24 protein-coding genes are annotated in these 17918 nt (G+C 63.7%); 11 read left to right on the top strand and 13 right to left on the bottom strand.

The window, feature by feature from the left end; genetic code table 11:
* Positions 1-102: 102 nt before the first annotated feature.
* Positions 103-1179, bottom strand: coding sequence for a hypothetical protein (locus ACQEVO_RS21305; protein ID WP_432915851.1), 1077 nt, complete (start codon positions 1177-1179; stop codon positions 103-105).
* Between the two features lie 256 nt (positions 1180-1435).
* On the opposite strand from ACQEVO_RS21305, the gene ACQEVO_RS21300 reads away from it, so the two are divergent.
* The 4 genes from ACQEVO_RS21300 (at position 1436) to ACQEVO_RS21285 (ending at position 2987) form a co-directional block, all read left to right on the top strand.
* On the top strand, positions 1436-1963 hold the full coding sequence (locus ACQEVO_RS21300) for a DUF3885 domain-containing protein (RefSeq protein WP_432915849.1): 528 nt from the start codon (positions 1436-1438) through the stop codon (positions 1961-1963).
* A gap of 178 nt (positions 1964-2141) precedes the next feature.
* Complete coding sequence (locus tag ACQEVO_RS21295) at positions 2142-2378, top strand: hypothetical protein (RefSeq protein WP_432915847.1); 237 nt, start codon at positions 2142-2144, stop codon at positions 2376-2378.
* A 52-nt stretch (positions 2379-2430) separates the two neighbouring features.
* Positions 2431-2799 (top strand): hypothetical protein, encoded by a 369-nt coding sequence (locus tag ACQEVO_RS21290; RefSeq protein WP_432915845.1) that lies wholly within the window; start codon positions 2431-2433, stop codon positions 2797-2799.
* Positions 2796-2987 (top strand): hypothetical protein, encoded by a 192-nt coding sequence (locus ACQEVO_RS21285; protein ID WP_432915843.1) that lies wholly within the window; start codon positions 2796-2798, stop codon positions 2985-2987. Before ACQEVO_RS21290 ends, ACQEVO_RS21285 begins: the two co-directional genes overlap by 4 nt.
* An 86-nt stretch (positions 2988-3073) precedes the next feature.
* On the opposite strand, the gene ACQEVO_RS21280 is transcribed toward ACQEVO_RS21285, so the two are convergent.
* Positions 3074-3811 (bottom strand): DUF4352 domain-containing protein, encoded by a 738-nt coding sequence (locus ACQEVO_RS21280; RefSeq protein WP_432915841.1) that lies wholly within the window; start codon positions 3809-3811, stop codon positions 3074-3076.
* Between the two features lie 564 nt (positions 3812-4375).
* Between ACQEVO_RS21280 and ACQEVO_RS21275 the strand changes: the two genes are divergently transcribed.
* A complete protein-coding gene (locus tag ACQEVO_RS21275; protein WP_432915839.1) occupies positions 4376-5182 on the top strand; it encodes a DUF3048 domain-containing protein in 807 nt (268 codons plus the stop codon).
* Positions 5183-5605: 423 nt separating this feature from the next.
* On the opposite strand, the gene ACQEVO_RS21270 is transcribed toward ACQEVO_RS21275, so the two are convergent.
* The 3 genes from ACQEVO_RS21270 to ACQEVO_RS21260 all read right to left on the bottom strand — a co-directional run bounded on the left by ACQEVO_RS21270 (position 5606) and on the right by ACQEVO_RS21260 (position 6935).
* Positions 5606-5905 (bottom strand): hypothetical protein, encoded by a 300-nt coding sequence (locus ACQEVO_RS21270; protein ID WP_432915838.1) that lies wholly within the window; start codon positions 5903-5905, stop codon positions 5606-5608.
* Between the two features lie 326 nt (positions 5906-6231).
* Positions 6232-6612 carry a hypothetical protein gene (locus ACQEVO_RS21265; RefSeq protein WP_432915836.1) on the bottom strand — a complete coding sequence of 127 codons (381 nt, stop codon included), beginning with the start codon at positions 6610-6612 and terminating at the stop codon, positions 6232-6234.
* Between the two features lie 26 nt (positions 6613-6638).
* Complete coding sequence (locus ACQEVO_RS21260) at positions 6639-6935, bottom strand: hypothetical protein (RefSeq protein WP_432915834.1); 297 nt, start codon at positions 6933-6935, stop codon at positions 6639-6641.
* A 347-nt stretch (positions 6936-7282) separates the two neighbouring features.
* Between ACQEVO_RS21260 and ACQEVO_RS21255 the strand changes: the two genes are divergently transcribed.
* The 4 genes from ACQEVO_RS21255 to ACQEVO_RS21240 all read left to right on the top strand — a co-directional run bounded on the left by ACQEVO_RS21255 (position 7283) and on the right by ACQEVO_RS21240 (position 9890).
* Complete coding sequence (locus ACQEVO_RS21255; protein ID WP_432915833.1) at positions 7283-7849, top strand: hypothetical protein; 567 nt, start codon at positions 7283-7285, stop codon at positions 7847-7849.
* Between the two features lie 108 nt (positions 7850-7957).
* Positions 7958-8281, top strand: coding sequence for a hypothetical protein (locus ACQEVO_RS21250; RefSeq protein ID WP_432915831.1), 324 nt, complete (start codon positions 7958-7960; stop codon positions 8279-8281).
* A gap of 5 nt (positions 8282-8286) precedes the next feature.
* Positions 8287-9084 carry a hypothetical protein gene (locus ACQEVO_RS21245; protein ID WP_432915829.1) on the top strand — a complete coding sequence of 266 codons (798 nt, stop codon included), beginning with the start codon at positions 8287-8289 and terminating at the stop codon, positions 9082-9084.
* A gap of 77 nt (positions 9085-9161) precedes the next feature.
* Positions 9162-9890, top strand: a complete 729-nt coding sequence (locus ACQEVO_RS21240; RefSeq protein ID WP_432915827.1) for a hypothetical protein — start codon at positions 9162-9164, stop codon at positions 9888-9890.
* A 371-nt stretch (positions 9891-10261) separates the two neighbouring features.
* Here ACQEVO_RS21240 and ACQEVO_RS21235 read toward each other — a convergent pair whose 3' ends face one another.
* From ACQEVO_RS21235 to ACQEVO_RS21225, 3 genes are all read right to left on the bottom strand, one after another.
* Positions 10262-10849 (bottom strand): hypothetical protein, encoded by a 588-nt coding sequence (locus ACQEVO_RS21235; RefSeq protein WP_432915826.1) that lies wholly within the window; start codon positions 10847-10849, stop codon positions 10262-10264.
* A 334-nt stretch (positions 10850-11183) separates the two neighbouring features.
* Entirely contained in the window at positions 11184-11507 is a 324-nt protein-coding gene (locus ACQEVO_RS21230) for a hypothetical protein (protein ID WP_432915824.1), read from the bottom strand.
* Between the two features lie 67 nt (positions 11508-11574).
* Positions 11575-11925, bottom strand: coding sequence for a hypothetical protein (locus tag ACQEVO_RS21225; RefSeq protein ID WP_432915822.1), 351 nt, complete (start codon positions 11923-11925; stop codon positions 11575-11577).
* Positions 11926-12091: 166 nt separating this feature from the next.
* Here ACQEVO_RS21225 and ACQEVO_RS21220 point away from each other — a divergent pair, with 166 nt between their 5' ends.
* Positions 12092-13420 (top strand): hypothetical protein, encoded by a 1329-nt coding sequence (locus tag ACQEVO_RS21220; RefSeq protein WP_432915820.1) that lies wholly within the window; start codon positions 12092-12094, stop codon positions 13418-13420.
* Positions 13417-13740, top strand: a complete 324-nt coding sequence (locus ACQEVO_RS21215) for a 4a-hydroxytetrahydrobiopterin dehydratase (RefSeq protein ID WP_432915819.1) — start codon at positions 13417-13419, stop codon at positions 13738-13740. Before ACQEVO_RS21220 ends, ACQEVO_RS21215 begins: the two co-directional genes overlap by 4 nt.
* A gap of 157 nt (positions 13741-13897) precedes the next feature.
* On the opposite strand, the gene ACQEVO_RS21210 is transcribed toward ACQEVO_RS21215, so the two are convergent.
* The 5 genes from ACQEVO_RS21210 to catA all read right to left on the bottom strand — a co-directional run bounded on the left by ACQEVO_RS21210 (position 13898) and on the right by catA (position 17854).
* Positions 13898-14110, bottom strand: a complete 213-nt coding sequence (locus ACQEVO_RS21210) for a hypothetical protein (RefSeq protein WP_432915817.1) — start codon at positions 14108-14110, stop codon at positions 13898-13900.
* Positions 14111-14319: 209 nt separating this feature from the next.
* A complete protein-coding gene (locus ACQEVO_RS21205; RefSeq protein ID WP_432915815.1) occupies positions 14320-15342 on the bottom strand; it encodes an alpha/beta hydrolase in 1023 nt (340 codons plus the stop codon).
* Positions 15343-15551: 209 nt separating this feature from the next.
* Positions 15552-15842 (bottom strand): muconolactone Delta-isomerase, encoded by a 291-nt coding sequence (gene catC, locus ACQEVO_RS21200; RefSeq protein WP_432915813.1) that lies wholly within the window; start codon positions 15840-15842, stop codon positions 15552-15554.
* A gap of 11 nt (positions 15843-15853) precedes the next feature.
* Entirely contained in the window at positions 15854-16975 is a 1122-nt protein-coding gene (locus tag ACQEVO_RS21195; RefSeq protein WP_432915811.1) for a muconate/chloromuconate family cycloisomerase, read from the bottom strand.
* 30 nt (positions 16976-17005) lie between these two features.
* A complete protein-coding gene (catA, locus tag ACQEVO_RS21190) occupies positions 17006-17854 on the bottom strand; it encodes a catechol 1,2-dioxygenase (protein WP_432915809.1) in 849 nt (282 codons plus the stop codon).
* Between the last annotated feature and the right edge of the window lie 64 nt (positions 17855-17918).

The raw sequence follows: 17918 nt of genomic DNA, 5'->3' as shown, positions 1-17918 counted from the left end.
GGTATGTAACCCGTTGTCCGTGCGTTTCGACGAAGTTCCGGGCCCGGCGGCTGAGGCATTCCGGCGCTCGCGGGATCAGCGGCCGTCCCGAGCTGCCGGCGCCTACGGGTTCTCCCGTAGGGTGAGGCCGTAGTATTCGACGTCGTAGTCGCCGATGCGCTGGGCGTGGTCGGTCAGGCTGAGGTCCTTCGGGGAACCGACGCCCAGGCCGCGCAGGGTGTCGACCATCATTGTCGCCAGTGCGCGGCCGTCCACCTCGCCCGCGCCGAAATCCCCGGAGTGGTAGGGAGACTCGAGCCAGTGGTCCAGCGCTGCCGGGCGGGTGGTGTGCGGTATCCAACCGAATGAGCGCGGATCGGTGCTGGACTCGCCGAGTTCTTCGGTGTCGTAGACGATCTCCAGTCGTTCGCCGCAGATGAGGTGGAACACGATCGGACCACGGGTGCCGGGAACCAGAGCGTGGAACCCCAGGTCCAGCTCGATGCCCAGGGCGTGGGTCTCGGCCGGCAGAGTATGGAGGAAAGCGCCGAGACTACGGGAGAAGACGTCCCAGTCGTCGGTGCGCCAGCCGCCAGGAAAACTCAGGCCTGCGTTGGCGGGGTCGCGGCGGGTGCCGAAGAAGCCGCCGAGTGCGTTGAGCTCGCCGTGCCCTTGCCGCCAGAACCAGTTCTCCACCGGGTCCGTCGGCTGGAGCAGCAGTTCCGGGCCGTGTTCGCCGGCGCGCAGTTCCAGCGTGTTCTCCCGCTCGCGCCAGCGCAGGAACGGACCGCCCCACGTAGGCACGGAGTCGTAGAACGGGCCGGGATCGCCGTACACGCCCATGATGGGGGCGCGGCCGAACTCTTCGGTCAGGGTCTCGGCGGCTGTCCGGAATGCCTGTGCCTTCCCCGCGGCACTGGTATCGGGCGGGCCCACCGGCACATACAGTCCCACGTATTCCTCGCCACCGTGCGCATAGTCCTTCTCGAAGCGGCCGGTGGGACGAAGCCGGGGTGCCCCACCGGCCGCTTCCGGCTCAGTGCCCCGGAGCAACAGCGGTCCGGCGTCGGTGTCTTGCCACTGCCAGCCGAATCCTTCGATCGCAGCGCGCAGCGCTGGTTCGCGCCAGCCGCCCGTATCGGCAGCCTTCAGCCCTCGCGCCAGCTCCAAAAGATGGGATGCGCCCCGGACCCCCGTCATCTCGAACTCCCTCGTTCAGTTACGCATTCGATTCCCGCACAATGCCATACCGCGGTGACAGGCTCGATTCGTCGTGTCGGCCGCGGAAATTTATTGCGGCGCAGCCGTAGGGCTGCTGGGCGGGTAAACAACGTCGACTGTGCTTCGTCCTCGACCAACGACTCGTGGGCCGGCTCTCTCCCGCGGATACTGTGATCGGATGGGTAATGACGATCTGTTGGGGCTCTGGCAACAACGGTGGCCGCGGTGCCCCCCAATGGCTGATGAGCTGAAGCACGCCTATCGAGATCGATGGGTACGGTTCCATAGTCTGCCCCGGTCGAAGCGCTACCCGGCAACTGCCGATGAGTACGGCATCGTGCTCGACCGGTACAACACGGTCCTGGACGAGTTGTTCACCGGGCAAGAGATCTACCTCATCACCTGCGACTGGTCCAACCGTCCCGAGCCGGGCGAGCGACCCGAAGACCACACACAGTGGCATCTCGGTGCCCGCTACTGGACCTCGATCCGCAACGATCCGACCGAGACCGACCCCGAGTTCATCTCCTACACCCACCTGTTCGTCAGCCGGATCCCCTGGCAGCACGGCGCTGTAGACGAGCTTCTGCGAGCCGTCGCCGACGACGCCACCGCTGGGGTCATGATCACCGACCTGTCCTTCGAGCGGATTCACCACCCCTACGACGGCGGCGCGGATGTTCTGCTGCCCACTACCGCCGAACGTGACACGCTCATGCACCGGCACGCGGGTTGGCTTTCCCAGCACCCCGAAGGTTTCTGAGCTTGTCTCGATGACGGCTGTCCGCATCCTGGCTCGTCCACCGGCCGCCGAGCGTCGCCGGTGGTTATCGACGGACGCTTGGGGCAGGAATGCCTTCACCAGTGCGAAGAGCCGCCACGGTTTCCACGAACCCTGCTCCCACTTCGGTAGCGGTTCGGTGTCTCCGTACGATGTAATCGTGTTCGACAACAACTCACGTCTCGAGCGCAAGATCAATCGTCTCGAACGTAAACTCGACCTGATCTTGCAGCATCTGCAGATCGAGGATGCCGACCGCATCGACTTCACCGAAATCGACGATCTGCTGCGCCGGAACAAGAAGATCCAGGCCATCAGACGCTTCCGCCAACTCGATCCCGCCGCCGGGTTGAAGGAAGCCGCGGACGCGGTCGAAGCGCGGGCGAAGGCTCTGTAAAGGTCGCGGGATCGTTGCCTCGCGGTGCCCCGGACTGTTCCAGGTCCTCGAGGTGGCGACTGATGCGGCGAAGATCAACGAGCCTGTTCGGCCCAGCGGTCCGCTAGCCGGGCGTATCCGCAGGCGGCTTTCCGACGCCCAGCGCACCGCGATCGCTAACCCGGGTGCCCGGGCGGACATCCTGGCCACATTCCTGGTCGTGACCGGGCATTTCGCGGCCTATACCTCCATCGGGCCGGTGCTGCAGCAGCTGTCCGGGATGGGCGCGGAGTTCGTCGGTCCGCTGTTGCTGGGATTCGGCGTGGCGGGCATCGCCGGAAACTTCCTCGTGGGCGCGTTCATCGGACGCGCCGTGCGTCGCACCGTGTTCGGTATCGCCGCGGGACTGGCTGCGGTGGTTTCGCTCTGCAAACCTGAATGATCAAGGCAGCACCCACCGCGGTGGAAGCCGCATCCGCAGTGTGGGTCGCGGTGTTCAACCTGGCAATCGGACTCGGTGCACTGGTCGGCGGTCTGGTCGTCGACGCCTTCTCCCTGCACGCAATGCTGATCTTCGCCGGTGTACTACTGACTCGACGTCGTAATCACCGACGCGCCGGGTCCGCCTGAGTTGCAGGCCATGGCCGCGACCACGTTGGGCCTCCGGCGATCCGGTCGCCGGAGGCCCTGCGGGTGGTCCGGTCGTCCGGAAGCGCTCAGTTCACGGCGACGAATACCTTGTCGGAGAACATTGTGGGTTCTACGGCAAGAGTGCCCTGGGTCGCTGATGCGGTCGGCACTGTGAAGGCCAGGTTGCCGGTGGTCGATGCTCCCTGGAACAGGGGGCTGAGTGTATCGAGTGAATCGGGAGCGACGACGCTGTTGTCGTAGGAGTTCACGGTGTTGCCGTCGGCGGTCACGTACGTGATCGTCGTGAAGGGCATTTCGCCCTGTGGGTCGGAGCCGGTGTAGGTGATGGTGACGTTGGCGAGGAGATACTGGGAGCCGGGAGGGGGCGGATCGTTGAACGTATTCTCCTCGGCGACAGCGTCGTTCGCGTCGGGTGTGACGCTGTTGATGATCACCTGCCAGTCGCCTTCGGTGATCACCGATCCCAGCGGGTACGGGTTCGTGCGGGTGCCCTGATCCGCTGATGTGTCCTGGTCGCCCGCGTCGGGGCCGGCTTCCTGGGCGGGTGCGCCCGGGGTGGCAACGGATACGTCACCGCCGCTGCCGAAAGACTCTTCGAACGCATCGGAGACCACGGTGAAAAAGACGATGAAGCCGACGACCGTACCGACGACCGAAGTGATTATGGCGGCAACGCTGGTGCCCTTGGTCTTACCGGCCTGGCATACGCCCACGATGCCGAGAATGAATGCGATCGGCAGCAGGATCCAGCCGACGATCAGAGCCCCGGGGATACAGGCGAAGACGAAGCCGAGGACGGCCACGATGACCGCGATAAGCCCGATCGTGTTTTTTTGTTTGTTCGGTACTGCCGGTGGGCCCGAATAGGGGCCGGTAGGCGATGCCGGAGGCATCGATGGAGGTGGGAAAGGAGGGCTGGTCATGGTTGCGCACCTTGGGTTGTGTCCGCGGCTCTGCGGTGGGTTCGGTCAGCACGATTCGTGCTGTGGAGTGGTAATAGCGGTATGTGCGGTGCACGTTACAAACAGATAGGTTTGAAAATATAACTATTGGGTATAGAGGCGTGGGCCATCGCTCCGGAACGACATCACCGAGATCAACCCACCGCGTCGCCGGCATGCTGACGGAATCGGCCGATACGGGCATGGAAGCCTCATCCAGCAGTCGGTTCGACCGCTTCTGTCCTGGTCATATGCGGCGTAGGCTGAGGTGCGTCAGAGGTCGCCCTTATGCAGCAGCGATGGTGGGTGTGGATTGCCGCGTTCCTGGCCACACTGGGGATGTGCGCTGTTTCCGCCTGCAGTAGCGGCACCCGGCCCGAGCGCGCTCCACCCGGCCCGGACTCATCCTCCCGGGTTGGGGAGCCCGTGCTGGTCGCGAAGATAGACAACAGCCAGGAGGCACGGCCACCGGTCGGGCTCGGAGCCGCCGATTTGGTCTACGTCGAGCCGGTCGAGGGTGGTTTGAGCCGGTTGGCCGCCGTGTTCTCGGCCGGCAAACCCCCGGTGATCGGGCCTGTCCGCAGCGCGCGGGAAACGGATCTGACGCTGTTGGACCAGTTCGGCAACCCGACGTTGGCATCCTCCGGTGCCGCACCCGAACTGGTTGCCGCCATCGATCAGTCTCCGCTCCAGAACGCTTCGGCCGAGCGGCAACCTGCCGCGTACTTCCGCGACTACAGTCGCGTCGCTCCGCACAACATGTTCGTCCGCTCGGATCAGCTGCCCGAAGGCGGCGGCTGGCCGGCGGCTTCGCAACCGCACTTCGGTCCTGCGCCGGCCGGTGGCGAGCCCATGCAATATCGGGAAGCGCGGTATCAGGACACCGTGATCGGTTTCGACTGGTCACCCGACCGCCAGCGGTGGCTGGTATCCATGGACGGTGCTGCATACACCGAGGCCGATACCGGACAGGTCATGGCGAGTACGGTCGTGCTGCAGAGTGTGCAGGTGCAGAACTCGGCCGTCAGCGACGTCGCGGGCAGCGTCTCACCTCTGGCCGAGACGACCGGTAGCGGTCCGGCAGTCGTACTTCGCGACGGTCGAGCGTTCCCTGCCGAGTGGTCCCGGCCCTCCCCGAAGGCAGGCACGACCTATACAACTCCCAGCGGTACAGCCATCCCGTTTGCGCCGGGACAGGTCTGGACAGTCCTGATTCCGGCGCAGCTCTGGTAACCGGGACCGCGCGGCCGGCCACGGCAACAGGTGGGTGCCGAACTACAAGAGGTCGATCTGGTCAGGGTCGGGTAACTGCGTGGGCCGTTCGTCGGTGTACCACGCGTATTCGATTCCGCTCAATCGTCCAGCTTCGACCCAGAGAATGACCTCGCCGATCGGCCCTCCCGCAGGGTCGGTAACAGCTCCGTTCGCGACGATCCCGTCTGTCACACCGCCCGCCGGGGCTGGACCCGGGCGTACCTCTACATCAACGCTGGGCGATCCGGCGCCCCAGTTCGAAATAACCTGCGAATATGGTATCTGCGCAAGGTATTCGGCAGAGCCTTGTCGACCCGCCGATAACATCTTCGTAATGACTGCGGCCTCGAGGTCGGTCAGCGGCCTCGGCTGCATCGGGTACTCCCATCGGTAGGTCCAGGTTCAGCAGTCGGTGCGCACGAAGATCCGGCGCGTTTCACCGCCTCCGTCGTGGATGACGACGTATCGGCGTGGATCGCGGTATTCGTCGATCGAGTGTTCGTTTCCGGTATCGACCGAGAGGACGTCGGCCATTCCGCTGTCCTGCCAGTAAGACTGCCACGACGGCGGAACTCCGGGCTCGAACCGACTGAACCCGGACAGCCGCATGAATTCACCGACCGAGCCGGCGGGAATATCGACGACTGCTGCCGCGGTCGCCTCGCGAAAGGCGTTGTCGGTCCACGACCACAGGGCATCCATCTCCTCAGGGAAGACAATGCCGGCGCATTCAACCAGGTCGCGAGCCTCTTCCTCATCGGTCGAGCACCCCGCGACAGCCGACACGATGATGCATGCCGCCACACCGGCCGCCGCTCGTCGAACGCTTCGGTGCCTCACAGTTTTCCGATCCATCGCTCGAGTCGTGGCGCGTCACCGTGGACACGGAAACACCGATCCCGAAACGTCCGGTCGAATCGAGGAGTGCTATTGGCTCGGCAGCTCCCATGTCTGCCCACCAGGAGGTGTGGCAAACGCTAAGCGCCGCATCCGGTCCTCTCGGTGAGTCGGAGCAGAAGCTTCGAAGTTCAATAGAGGTCGGGGCGGAAAAGGGCTTTGGCCCCGTCGCGGGTGTAGAGCTTGCGTTGCAGGTGCCGCAGGATCACGACCCCTTCGTCGTCTCGTATCGGGCTGACGAGCTGGAATTCGACTCCTGCGCCGAGTAGGTCGCTGCCGAAAGCGAGCTCGCTGAGAAAAAGCACTCGTGCGGTTTCGAGGTCGTTGAGGGTTACGCCCTGAACGACGGCGTGGCGCAGTCTACCGACTTCGGCGTCGAAAAGGTCCCGGTCGTCGAACCCGAACGCACGCACAGGTATCGGCGCGTTGGTCGATACTCCTGTGTAGCTCGCCAGTGCCGAGTCCAAGAATTCGCGTTCTCTCGGGGTGAGCGAGGCCATGTCGAAACCCATCGGTGTTTCTCCTGATGTGTGTGCGGTCAGCGAGCCGGTCCGGGGCCTGGCTTGCCAGGGTAAGTACTTCCGAGGCCGCCCGGTGGAGAGGGGGGACCGAGCGACGGATCCTCGACCTGGTTGGTGAGGCGTATGAACTCGCCCAGCGGGTCTTTGGGGCGGTACACGGTCCCGTGATCGGTGGTGCTCGGGTCGACGATGACGATGTAGCCGTCCCAGCTCATCATCACCGGGTTCCCGTTTTTGTCCTTACCGAGTCGTTCCGTTTGATGAGGCCCGGTCATGATCTGGTGGACCTTTTCGGCAAGGTCGTCCTGAGTCATGCCCTTGAAGTCGTCGTGGTACCGGTACAACACCGAGCACCTGGATTCCGCCATCGGTACTGGGCCTGCTCGATCCGTGGAGCGACCGCCGCGGTGCGTGTCGCAGCATGCGGACACGGTGGTTCGAGGTCACGACCACGAGTTCGAGTCCAGTTGCCGCCCAACACCCGCACCGGTTACTGTCGACACCGTCAACCGGGGGGATGCTTGGTCGCCTCGATATACATGGAACTGTTGTGGTGGTGATGAGTATGGGGTGTCGTCGAGGCCGCCTGATAAGCGCTGGATGCATAGTGTCCGTGATCGGCATTCTGTCCGGATGCGGGACCGACGCCTCGGAGGTGCCCGTGGAGGTGCCGACCTTCAGCGGAATTGCGGCTTCCTGTGCCCAAGTTGCTGCACCGGCGATGGATGCTATCCGCCAGTACACCGGTGAACTCTACAGTGAAACAGTAGAGTTCGAGGAGGCTGGGGCGGCGCCGACTCGACCGGGTTTTACCGAGAAGGTCTGCCTGGCGAATTATTCCGATTCCTCGGTGTCGACCCAGCCTGAGTCGGGCAACCCGCCACTCCGTCGAACGTTTCATCTTCAGATCGCTTTGCGGTTGGGCGATGATGCTATATCGGCTGCGGGGCGGCATATCGACAAGGCATGCGAAAATTTCGACGAATGTGATTTCAATTCAGAAATAGCCGACGAATCATTCGACGGTTCTGCATTCACTTCCTCTAACACCGCGATAACCATGTTTAGAGTGAGAAATGCGATTATCAGCGTCTCGGTCGACGGCGCAGATGCCTCATCCCAGCCAGGTGAGGCCAGTCAAGATCCGGAGATTTCTGCACTCGCGCCGGGCGCGCGAGTCGTGGCGGAAGCTATGGCAGGTGATACGGCTGCCTTCCTGGTTTCCTGACAATGACCCCCCGCTCCCGACGGCTCAGGGATAGTCTCAGGGCTGAACCGTGAATTTATGCTCGGGAATGTCAACAAAGTTTTGTTGGTGAATATTGGATGGAGTTAAATGCCTCGCGATTTGAAAGCCGACCTGGACCTGCTCGAGGCGACATCTAAGTGCTGGCTTACCGAAGCTGCACCGAAGCTTCGAGAAGCTGCCCAATCGATCGACAACTTGAAATACACGCAGGTGCAGTTCGGTGCCTTGTTTATTGCAGCTTGGCAGGCCTACACCAATGCTGCCGAACATATTCAGCAACTTCTGAACCAAGCGGCGCCGACCGCTGAACAAATGGGTAACGCATTACACGCGACAGCGGTCAGTTTCGGGGTTCAGGAGGCGGCAAACGAGCAGGCGCTGAACAATGCCGCGGGAGAGACGGGTTACTGAATTAAATGTCTGAATATCCGCAACTCAATGAGGATGAACTAGCGGGAATACGTGAAAGGTTAATTGAACAACAAGGCGAAGTGGCTGGGGTGCCGGACCGGCTGAACTTTGTATTCGATCTGCTTCGAGGCAGTAGTCCTGCGGCGTATCTGATGCTGACTGGGCAGCGCGACGATGTGCAGGAAAAGTTGAAGCAGCTTATGGGCAAAGTTGAGGAGCTCGTGGAAGGGATGTTTGCTCCTTGGCTTTTTATAGACTATGCGGCTAAATGGCTCGAGGTCGGTACGAAGGTCTCAGCGGCAAACGCCCGTGTCAATGATATTGCTTTCAATATGGACGGAAACTGGGACGGCAGCGCCTATAAGGCTTTCACTGCATCGAAGAATGCGCAGTCGCTAGCTATGACGACTGTTGCGGGGCAGTGCACGAAAATTCACGACGAACTTCTGGTTATTGCGGAAGAAGGTCGGATTCTCTACTCCAACGCAATTCAGAACATCGGAACGATGTTGGCCGAGCTGGGCGTAGGGTTGGGGGAGGCGGCGGCAACTGCAGGTACTGCATTGATCTGGAGTATGAATAATATCAACGCTGCAGTAGTAGCTGCCGTCGACTTCGTAGTTGCTGCGCTTACCGACTTTATTGAGGTGCAATCCAAGGTTGTGATTGCTTCGAATAAGCTGAACAATATGGTCAACGATGCTACAGGTCTGTCTGCCACTAAAACGCCGCCTGTTTGGCCCACCAGCCAAACTCAAGAGTTCGATAACAAGGATGACGACTGGAAGCAGGATGGGGTCTAGGGTTGATCCGATGGGGGGATGGTATCCGGGAAATTTAAGCTGTTCCCATAAAGATTACGCGATATTTAGGGGTTGAGATGTCACCACGGGAGTACACGGGCGGTTTTTTCAATCATTACGACGATCCAGACGAATTCTGGGACGAAGACCCCCTGGTGGTTGTTTCGCCGACCCGACCACGCACGCTGCCCGCGCCCGCGCCCGCGCCTAAGAATCCCGAGCAACCCCGATCAAGTACTCCACCCCAGCCGTCGGTCCGAAAAAGCAGCCTGGTGGAGGTGCAGTGTGGCTTGGATAGGCTACCGGTATCGATCACGCTGAAGGCGGCTTGGAAAAATGCATTCGCGCCCCAGGAATACGGGCAGTCGATTATGGATGCCTATCACTTCTCAGTTCAGGAATTGGCAGTCAAGCTTGTCGAATCCGGAACGGTCCCACCGGCGACCATACCATCCATGCGTGATGCCGCTCCGCTCTTGCTGCGGACCCGCACACTCGCTGAGTACGACGCCCTCTACAACGAGCTTTTCACTCAACCGGTGCATGAAGTGCACGGTCAGGGTCGCAATCGTTACGGTCAGCCAGGGCTGGCTGTTACTGCGAAGCGTTCGCAGTTGATATCCATTGTCGTAGACCCGGATTGGGTCAGTACAATGGATGCAAAGTATATCGCGCAGGATATTGTTGATTGTTGCGATCGGATTCGTGCGCGGAAGCCAGTACTTATCCATGATGCGCAACTGGATCGCGAGTCGGACAGTGAGCTCGCGACTCGCGTTGTGCGGCATAAGCGAACCCTCTTGTGATCGAACCTGGCCGGATCGTCTGTGAGCTCATTAAGTAGGGTTTGTTACCCTAATTCTATTTTTCGGTATGGCCGGTGATGCGGTCACCGTTGATCAGGGCGAATTGCTGCAGGGCTCTTTTTCAGCCGGAAGTATGTACGACGTTGGACCGGTTCTTGTGGTGGTCGCGGATTACCAGGTAGAGCACCTAGATCCTCGCCGAAGCATCGGCAGGCTACTTCAGCGCCTGGTATGGATCACCTCCACCGCCAAGGTTCCTGACGGCCCTCTTTCAGCCCTGCCTTGGCCATGCCGAGTCCCATGACCGCCCATCGGCGAATCAGTCTTGTCTGACGATAGGTCGATCTTTGTGGATCGAATCGGGTCGCTGGTCAATCCGGTGTGGTGGATACCCGCCGGAGGTGTCGTATGGCTGTGTCGTCGCCGGCGTCGGCCATCGTGCGGACTTCAGCAATCCGGCCGAGCCGGATCAACTGCGTAATTCGTTCGGAGTGCGCGTAGGAACCGTGGTCGGGATCGCTTTCTGCGGCTTCCAGCTCAGCGAGCCCCCTTTGGTTCTCGCCGCGACGGAAGTGCAGTTGCGCCAGCCATAGTCGGGCGCCGGGGAACTCGACCGCTTGCGCGCGCCGGCGGTCGATGCTGTTGGTGTGGACCAGATACTCCATGAGTGTCGTGAATGCGCGGTCGTCACCGTGGTGTGCCAGGAGTCGCAGGTCGTCGACGCGGTCTGCGTCCACCAGCATCTCGATCAACCGGATGAAGGCACTGCGGTCGCCGTCGCCGAAGGCGAGTTCGCGTAACCGCCCCTCATCGGCGGCTGATTCGAGCCGGTCCATTGCCTGCGTGCACGCCGATGTGGCCTCGGGTGTGCTGTGGATGTCGTATCGGTGGGCGGCACCGTAGTACGACCATCCGGCCCATAGGTCGGCTGTGTCGGTGCGGTAGCGGCGCTGCGTCATTGTCTTTCAACCTACCGACGCAGCGCATTGGCGGGTCTACGAATGCGTCGCCTTTCACGGGTTCGCCGTCGCCGGCCCAGTTCCGCAGTCGGCCGTCTGTGTCTCGGCCGACCCGGTAGCCGGCGGCGGTCTCTTCGCGGATCATCGACTCGAGCGGTTCGGCAGGGCGAGGTCGCGCGCTTCCACGCCCTCTCCTCCGGAGAAAGCGGTGAAGACCTGGTGACCTGCCTTTCGGAGCGCGAGGTTCATGGCTTGTCCCGGCGTTCGGGCAGTGTCACCGACAGGATGAGCACGGCGAGTGGCAGGCCGATCGCGATGGCGAATCCGAGCGTGATCACTGTTCGGTCCGGTGCTGTGTGGTGATGGCCGACCCCAGGGGGTAGGCCTGTGTTGCGGTGATCAGGTCGGCGGCTTGGGTGACCACCCACCACGGGGTGCGCGGCTCGAGGGCGCCGAGGTGGGGGATCACGACCGCGTCAGCGGCGTGCTCCAGGGCGTACTGGACGGCGATCAGCGCGGCCAGGACTGCGACGGTATCGGTGTGGACGGTGTGGACGATGGTCAGCCGGTGTTTCCGCGTCAGTGCTTCGTAGGTGGCCGGGTCGTGGGTGCTGTGCAGGAGGGCAACCGCCCGTGTCGGTGCGTCCGGTTCCGTCACAGTGCTTGCCCCTCCGCGATTCGAAATGAACGTACCGGGATCGAGCCGCGCGCCATCGGTTCGGCGGTCACTGGTGGTCCTCGATGTATTGGGCGGCGAGCCGGAATCGGGGGCAGTTGTGTTTGGTGTGGTCGGCCATCAGATGGATGGCGTGTGCTCGCCCGCGGATGGGGTCGGTGCTTGTGCAGGCCGGCGGGTGGTCGAGGTGGCGCAGGCCGGCGGCGACGCGCTCGAGGAGGTCGCGGTTATGGGTGTGCCAGAGTCGGAGGGTGGCCGCCATCGACTGGTTGTGCGTGCGTCTGGTGGGGAGTTTCGGTAGTTCCTGACGCAGGTGGTCGTCGACCGGGGTGGTAGCGGAAGGGATCGGGTCCACGCAGGCCGGCTCGCGGACGGTGGTTTCGGTTGGGGGAACGGGCATAACGGTCGGCTCCGGGTTCTGTCGGGGCGAAAGTCGAGCGTGCGCCTGTGCGGACTGCGGTAATGATCGGTTTCAGCATTGCTGTGTTCGTGCGGCAGAAGGACACACCGAACCCGTACGGAGGCCGTACCCTGGCGGTATTGCAGCGGAGGGGAGACGCCGAGAGATGACGATTATCAAGTGGACTGGGATCGAGGTCGCCGCGCTTCGTACAGCGTTGCGGGACACGCAGGTTCAGTTCGCCGACCGGATCGGTTGTTCGATCGAGGCGGTCGGTAAGTGGGAACGTCGCGGGGCGGACATCACCCTCGGGGCGAAGTACTCCGAATGCATGGACACCACACACAGCAGGCTCGACGACGAGCAGCGGTCCCGGTTCGATGCCGCACTACGGGATCAGGGCTACAGTTCCCGGACGGCCTGGGCCGGACCGGCCCCAGTGAGTAGCGTCGCAGACCCGCTGGACCTGCAGGCAGTCGATGACGTGAGGCGACGTGATGTCGGGACGACCATCTTAGGTTTGCCCGCTCTCGCTGCGGGGGTCACGACGTCGGATATGGCGTCGACGCAATCGGTGGTATCGGATGTAGGCGGTGATCGCGTGGCCCCTGAACTGCTGGACTACTTCCGTTCTCAGCTCTCCGGCCATTACACCGCGGACATGTACCTGGGGCCGATGTACCTTATCCCCACAGTGCAGGCTCAAACGGAACTGATCGCCCGGCTCGCCGGGACGGCTGACGCGCCGGTGCGGTGGGGGTTACTCGAAATCGGCACCGCTTATGCCGCTCTGCTCGGTTGGCTGTACCAGGATGCGGGAAACCGCACGGCCTCCGCGAAATGGCGCGACACCACCTTGGCCCTCGCACACCGCTGTGGTGACCCTCAGCTCATCTCCTATGCGCTGTCCAATATGGCGATGCTTGCGCTGGACGACAACGACGGCCGCACTGTCGTCGACTACGCGCGTGCAGCCCTCGCGGCCGGACCGAGGCTGTCTCCGAAGGTTCGGGTAATTGCGCTCCAGTACGAAGCGCAAGGCCACGCTATGGTCGGCGACCGGACCACAGCGGATCGTCTGCTCGATGAGGTTGTCCCACTTGCCACACAGATCGACGACGCGCACCCGTGGGGGAACTCCTGCCGCCGCACACCGCACTACGTGGAAGTGCAGCGGGCGACCAGTTATGGCAGGACCGGCAGATCGCGGGACGCCGCCGACGCGGCCGCTCTGTGGGACGAGATCATGGACTCCATGCCGGAGTCAGCGCGCCGCGACAATGCTGTGTTCCGGGCACGACAGTCGGCTGTGCTCTCCAGAGTTCCGGACCCCGACCGTGCTGTATGGGCTGCTGCCAAAGCAGTGGAGGCGGTACGAGCCACCGGGTCGGCCAGGCTCCGCAGTGAACTGCAGGGGGTGCTTTCCCACGCTCGGGCTTGGGCAGGCACCTCGGCAGGGCGCGAACTTCGCGCCCTCGTAGGGTCCCTCGCATGACCGAACTACCCGCGCCCCTGGACGACAATGAGATCACCCGCCGCCTCGAGGCCCTGCCGGGTTGGCAGCGCGACGGTGACGAGATCACGCGTACTTTCGCGCACACCTATCACGAGTGTGTGCACTTGGCGATGTATGTCGCTGCGAAGGCCCGCGAGGTGAGCCATCATCCCGACATGCTGATCACCTGGCAGCGGATCGAGTTCCGGATCACGACTCACGATGCCGGGCGGAAGCTGACCGGTCTGGACTTCGACCTCGCGCGGCACATCGACCGGATTGCGGCCACCTCCGGTGCAACCCCGGTCGATGGGCTCTGATTCCGACACCAGAGCGACTTCTCCAGGAAATCGGTGCGGTTGATTTCGAGGCTACCGCCGAGGTCGGAGTGCCGCTCGAATTGTTCATGCTTCGACGAGCCGGCGCGGGTCGCGCGGATCACGGCGACCCGACCGGCTCGGTGTGCCTGGCGCGGTCTCAGGCGACGTTCTCAGCCCAGTCCGCAAACCGTTTCCAGCTGAGCGTCCCATGCTTGCCGCGCCGGCGACCGTGCTTGGGTCGCCACTCTAGACCACCCTCGGACACTTTCAGCGTGCCCAGCACCTTGCCATCGATCTTGACGTCGAAATCCAAATCGATTCTGTCGATCAGCAGGCCGTTCGTCGACAGCCGCACTTCGTGATCGGCCATGGGCCCTCCTGTGATGACTCCGGCACCTGGAGAAGGCCCGGCGAGCGAATACCACACCTGTGATCGCTGCTGACCGCAAAAATGTCACACACTTCTTGGGCTTGATGAACCAACAAGCGCGACCCCGTGCCGCGCTGTTGGTCCGGGCGTTGCTCGCACACCCGGCAATGTGTCTCGGGCAGGCGTTGTTCTGAGGCCGTGCAGAGCGGTTAGGCGATGCCGAGTGACCCCGCGAGGAAGGGCCAGGAGTGGTGCAAGTCGTCCTCCCAGTAACCCCAGGAGTGGGTGCCGACCGGACGGTCGTGCAGTGTCACCGGGATGTTCAGTTCGCGCAGCCGGTTGGTGAGGTTCATCGTGCAGTGCTGGATCGCCGCTTCGATCGGGCCGCCGAAGGCGATCTGGATCGGGAGCGGGATGCGGCCTTCCTGGACCCGTTTGTCGGCCGGAGTGTCGTGGGGGGCCGCCGGGATGCCGCTGCCTGTGCTGAGGTAGAGGGCGGTGCCGCGCAGCCGGTCGGCGTTCAGGAGGGGGTCGTTGGCGCGCCACAGTGGGTCGTTGCGTGGGCCCCACATGTTTTCGACGCTCTGGCCGCCGCCCCAGTTCTCGACGGTGATCCGGACGAATTCCTGGCCGAGCGGGTCCGAGGTCTGGGCGCAGCCGCTGTAGGAGGCCACGCTGTTCCAGAAGCCGGGTTTGGCGATCGCCAGGTTCAGTACCGAGGTGCCGCTCATCGAGACGCCGGCCAGTGCGCGGTTACCGTCGGCGCCGAGGAATTCCTCGATCACCGGGGGCAGTTCTTCGTTGAGGAAGGTCTGCCATTTGTTGCGGCCCAGGGTGGCGTCGTCGCGGATCCAGTCGGCGTAGTAGGAGCTGGCGCCGCCGTACGGGGTTACGACGTTGACGTCTTTGCCGCGAAGGAAGTCCACGGCATCGGTTTGCGCATCCCAGCCGCTGCCGTTCGGGCCGCCTTGCGAACCGTTGAGCAGATACAGCGTGGGATGTGGTCGGGAACCGTCCGCGGCCCGGATGACCTGTAGCTGGATCGGCCGGTTCATCGCCGGAGAGAACACCGAGACCAGTTGCTGCCGGTCGTTCACCTGCTGCACCGAGACCACGGCCGCTTCCGGGGCCGCTGTCGCGGTGCCGCCGGTGCCGATCAGGCAGGCGGTGGTCAGGGCGGTGGCGAGTGCGCAGCGCACTGCGGTGGTGCGTGGGAATCGCGGTGTTCTCAATGTCGCGCCTTTCGTCTGCCTCGCGTGGTCACTGTCCGGAAGAGATCGCGGGCAGCCGTCGGCTGCGCGGATCGCTTTCGGAAGGGATTCGTGTTGCCACGGCTTCCGGCTTGGTCCCGGTGGGCGGATGCGAGGCACAGCAGGCAGATATCGGCCGCAGACGAAAGGCAGGCGGAGTCGGTGGAGTAACGGCGTCGAGGTGACGGCTGTCAGGCCGCCGGTTCGAGCGCGGAGGGGTGGGTGGTGAGGGGCATGATGTCGATGGTCATATAGGGGAAGAGCGGGAGGTTCCACAGGATTTCGTGGAGTTCGGCGGGGGAGTCGACGGCGAAGACGCTGATGTTGCTGTATTGGCCGACGATGCGCCAGATGTGGACCCACTTCCCGGCCCGCTGGAGTTCCTGGGAGTACTTCTTCTCGCGGGCGACGATATCGGCGCGGACGGCTTCGTCGAGGTCGCGGGGGATGGCGACGTCCATGCGCACGTGGTAGAGGTGCATTCGTCTCGTTCCTAGTTCCGGGTCCACCGTTTGACGGCGTCCATGTTCAGTTCCACCCCGAGTCCGGGGCCGGTGGGCAGGTGGACCTGCCCGTCGCTGTAGTGCAGCGGTTGCTGTAGCAGTTCCTCGCTGAACAGCAGGGGGCCGAAAAGTTCGGTGCCGAAATCGATTCCGGGTTCGGCGCAGGCGAAATGGATCGAGGCGGCGGTGCCGATCGGGCCCTCGATCGAGGTGGCGCCGTGGCAGGCCAGGCCGGCGGCGCGGGCAACGGCCACGACCTCGCGGCTGCGGCGCAGGCCGCCGCATTTGGTGGTCTTGACCGCGATCACGTCGGCGGCGCCGCGGCGGGCGACCTCCAGGGCGTCGTGCGGGGTGTGCACGCTCTCGTCGGCCATCACCGGGATCGGCAGCAGCGTGTTCAGTTCCGCCAGCACCTCCAGTTGTTCACCGGGGGTGGGTTGTTCGATCAGCTGGACACCGCCGTCGGCCAGCCAGGGCAGGTAGCGCAGGGCGGTGAGCCGGTCCCAGCGCGCGTTGACGTCGACCCGGACGCCGGCTTGCCCGGCGAGCGCTTCGGTCACCCGCAGGACGCGCTCGGTGTCGGTGGCGGGGTCGAGTGCGCCCATTTTGAGTTTGAAGCTGAAGTGTTTGCGATTCTCGAGCTTCTCCTGCGCCTCGGCGATGATCTCCTCGACCGGTGCCGACCCCAGCGCCCAGGTGACATCCACGCTGGTCCGGAAAGCACCGCCCAGCAGCGTGTGTACCGGGACGTTCAGGCAGCGGGCCCAGGCGTCGTGCAGCGCGACGTCGACCGCGGCTTTGGCGAAGCGCGCCCCGGCCACCACTCGCTCGATATCGGCCATGACGGCGGTGATCTCGTCGACCCGCCGCCCGAGCAGCACCGGGACCATGTACCGCTCGATCAGTGCCTGCATCGTCTCGACCGATTCACCGCCCCACCACGGGCCGCCGGGCACCACGCCCTCGCCGTAGCCGGTGACGCCACCGGCGGTGGTGATCCCGACCAGCAGGAGGGGCTGGGCGTCCATCGAGGTGGTGGCGAATTTGTGCGGGCGCACCAGCGGCACATCCAGGACGGTGGTCTCGACCGAGACGATCGACAGGTCTGACATCGAAACTCTTTCTCGCGGCGGCGGAATGGGTCAGGCGGGGTCCAGCGCGAAGTTGTAGGTGACGCGGTTGACGCCGTCGTCGCCGGTGACCGGGTCGAGGATCAGCTCGGGTTTGGTGGCCGAGGCGACATCGCTGTCGATCCATTCGCCGCCGCGGAAGTAGAGCTGGGTGGTCACCGATTCCCGGCCGGGGGCCGAGACGATGAGGTGCAGGTGTGCGGGCCGCCACGGGTGACCGTTCTGCGCGGTGATGAACGCGCCGGTCGGGCCGTCGGTCGGGATCTGGTACGGCGCCGGCTGGATGGTGCGGATCGAATACCGGCCCTCGGCGTCGGCGACGATGGTTCCGCGCAGGTTCCATTCCGGCAGGTGCGGAGCGAACTGCGAGTAGTAGCCGTCGGCGTCCGCGTGCCACAGTTCGACCTTCGCGCCGGCCAGGCCGTTGCCGTCGAGATCGGTGACCTGCCCGGAGAAGATCAACGGAGTCTGTTCACGGTCCTGCGCGCGCATCGGCAGCTCGCATTCGGCGGGCAGCTCGGGGGCGTCCGGAACGTAGTAGGGGCCTTCGATGCTGCCCTTGGTGCCCTTGCGGCTGCGGGCCAGCACTTCCTCCACCGCGTGCTCGATGAACACGTCGAGGAACAGCGGCCATTCGCCGCCTTCGCCCACGTCGATCAGCCACTGCTTGAAGACGCGGTACTCGGGGTAGGTGACGCCGTGCTCGAGGATCACGGTGTGCAGTGCGCTCAGCGCGTCGCGGGCGATGGCCGCCAGGCGCTCCGGGGAGGTATCGGCGGTGGCCCGTTCGCCTTTGAACTTGTCGGTGGCGGCGGTGCCGGAGCCCAGCGCGGTGGGCGAAACGGATTCTGTGGTGGTCATATCGTGCTCCTCGGAGAGAACCGGGGGAAGAATGAGTACGCTATGCGTACTAGGCTGACGCTGT

The organism is Nocardia sp. CA-290969 (assembly GCF_050936135.1).
GTDB lineage: Bacteria > Actinomycetota > Actinomycetes > Mycobacteriales > Mycobacteriaceae > Nocardia.
This window is presented reverse-complemented; position numbering and strand designations above follow the sequence as displayed.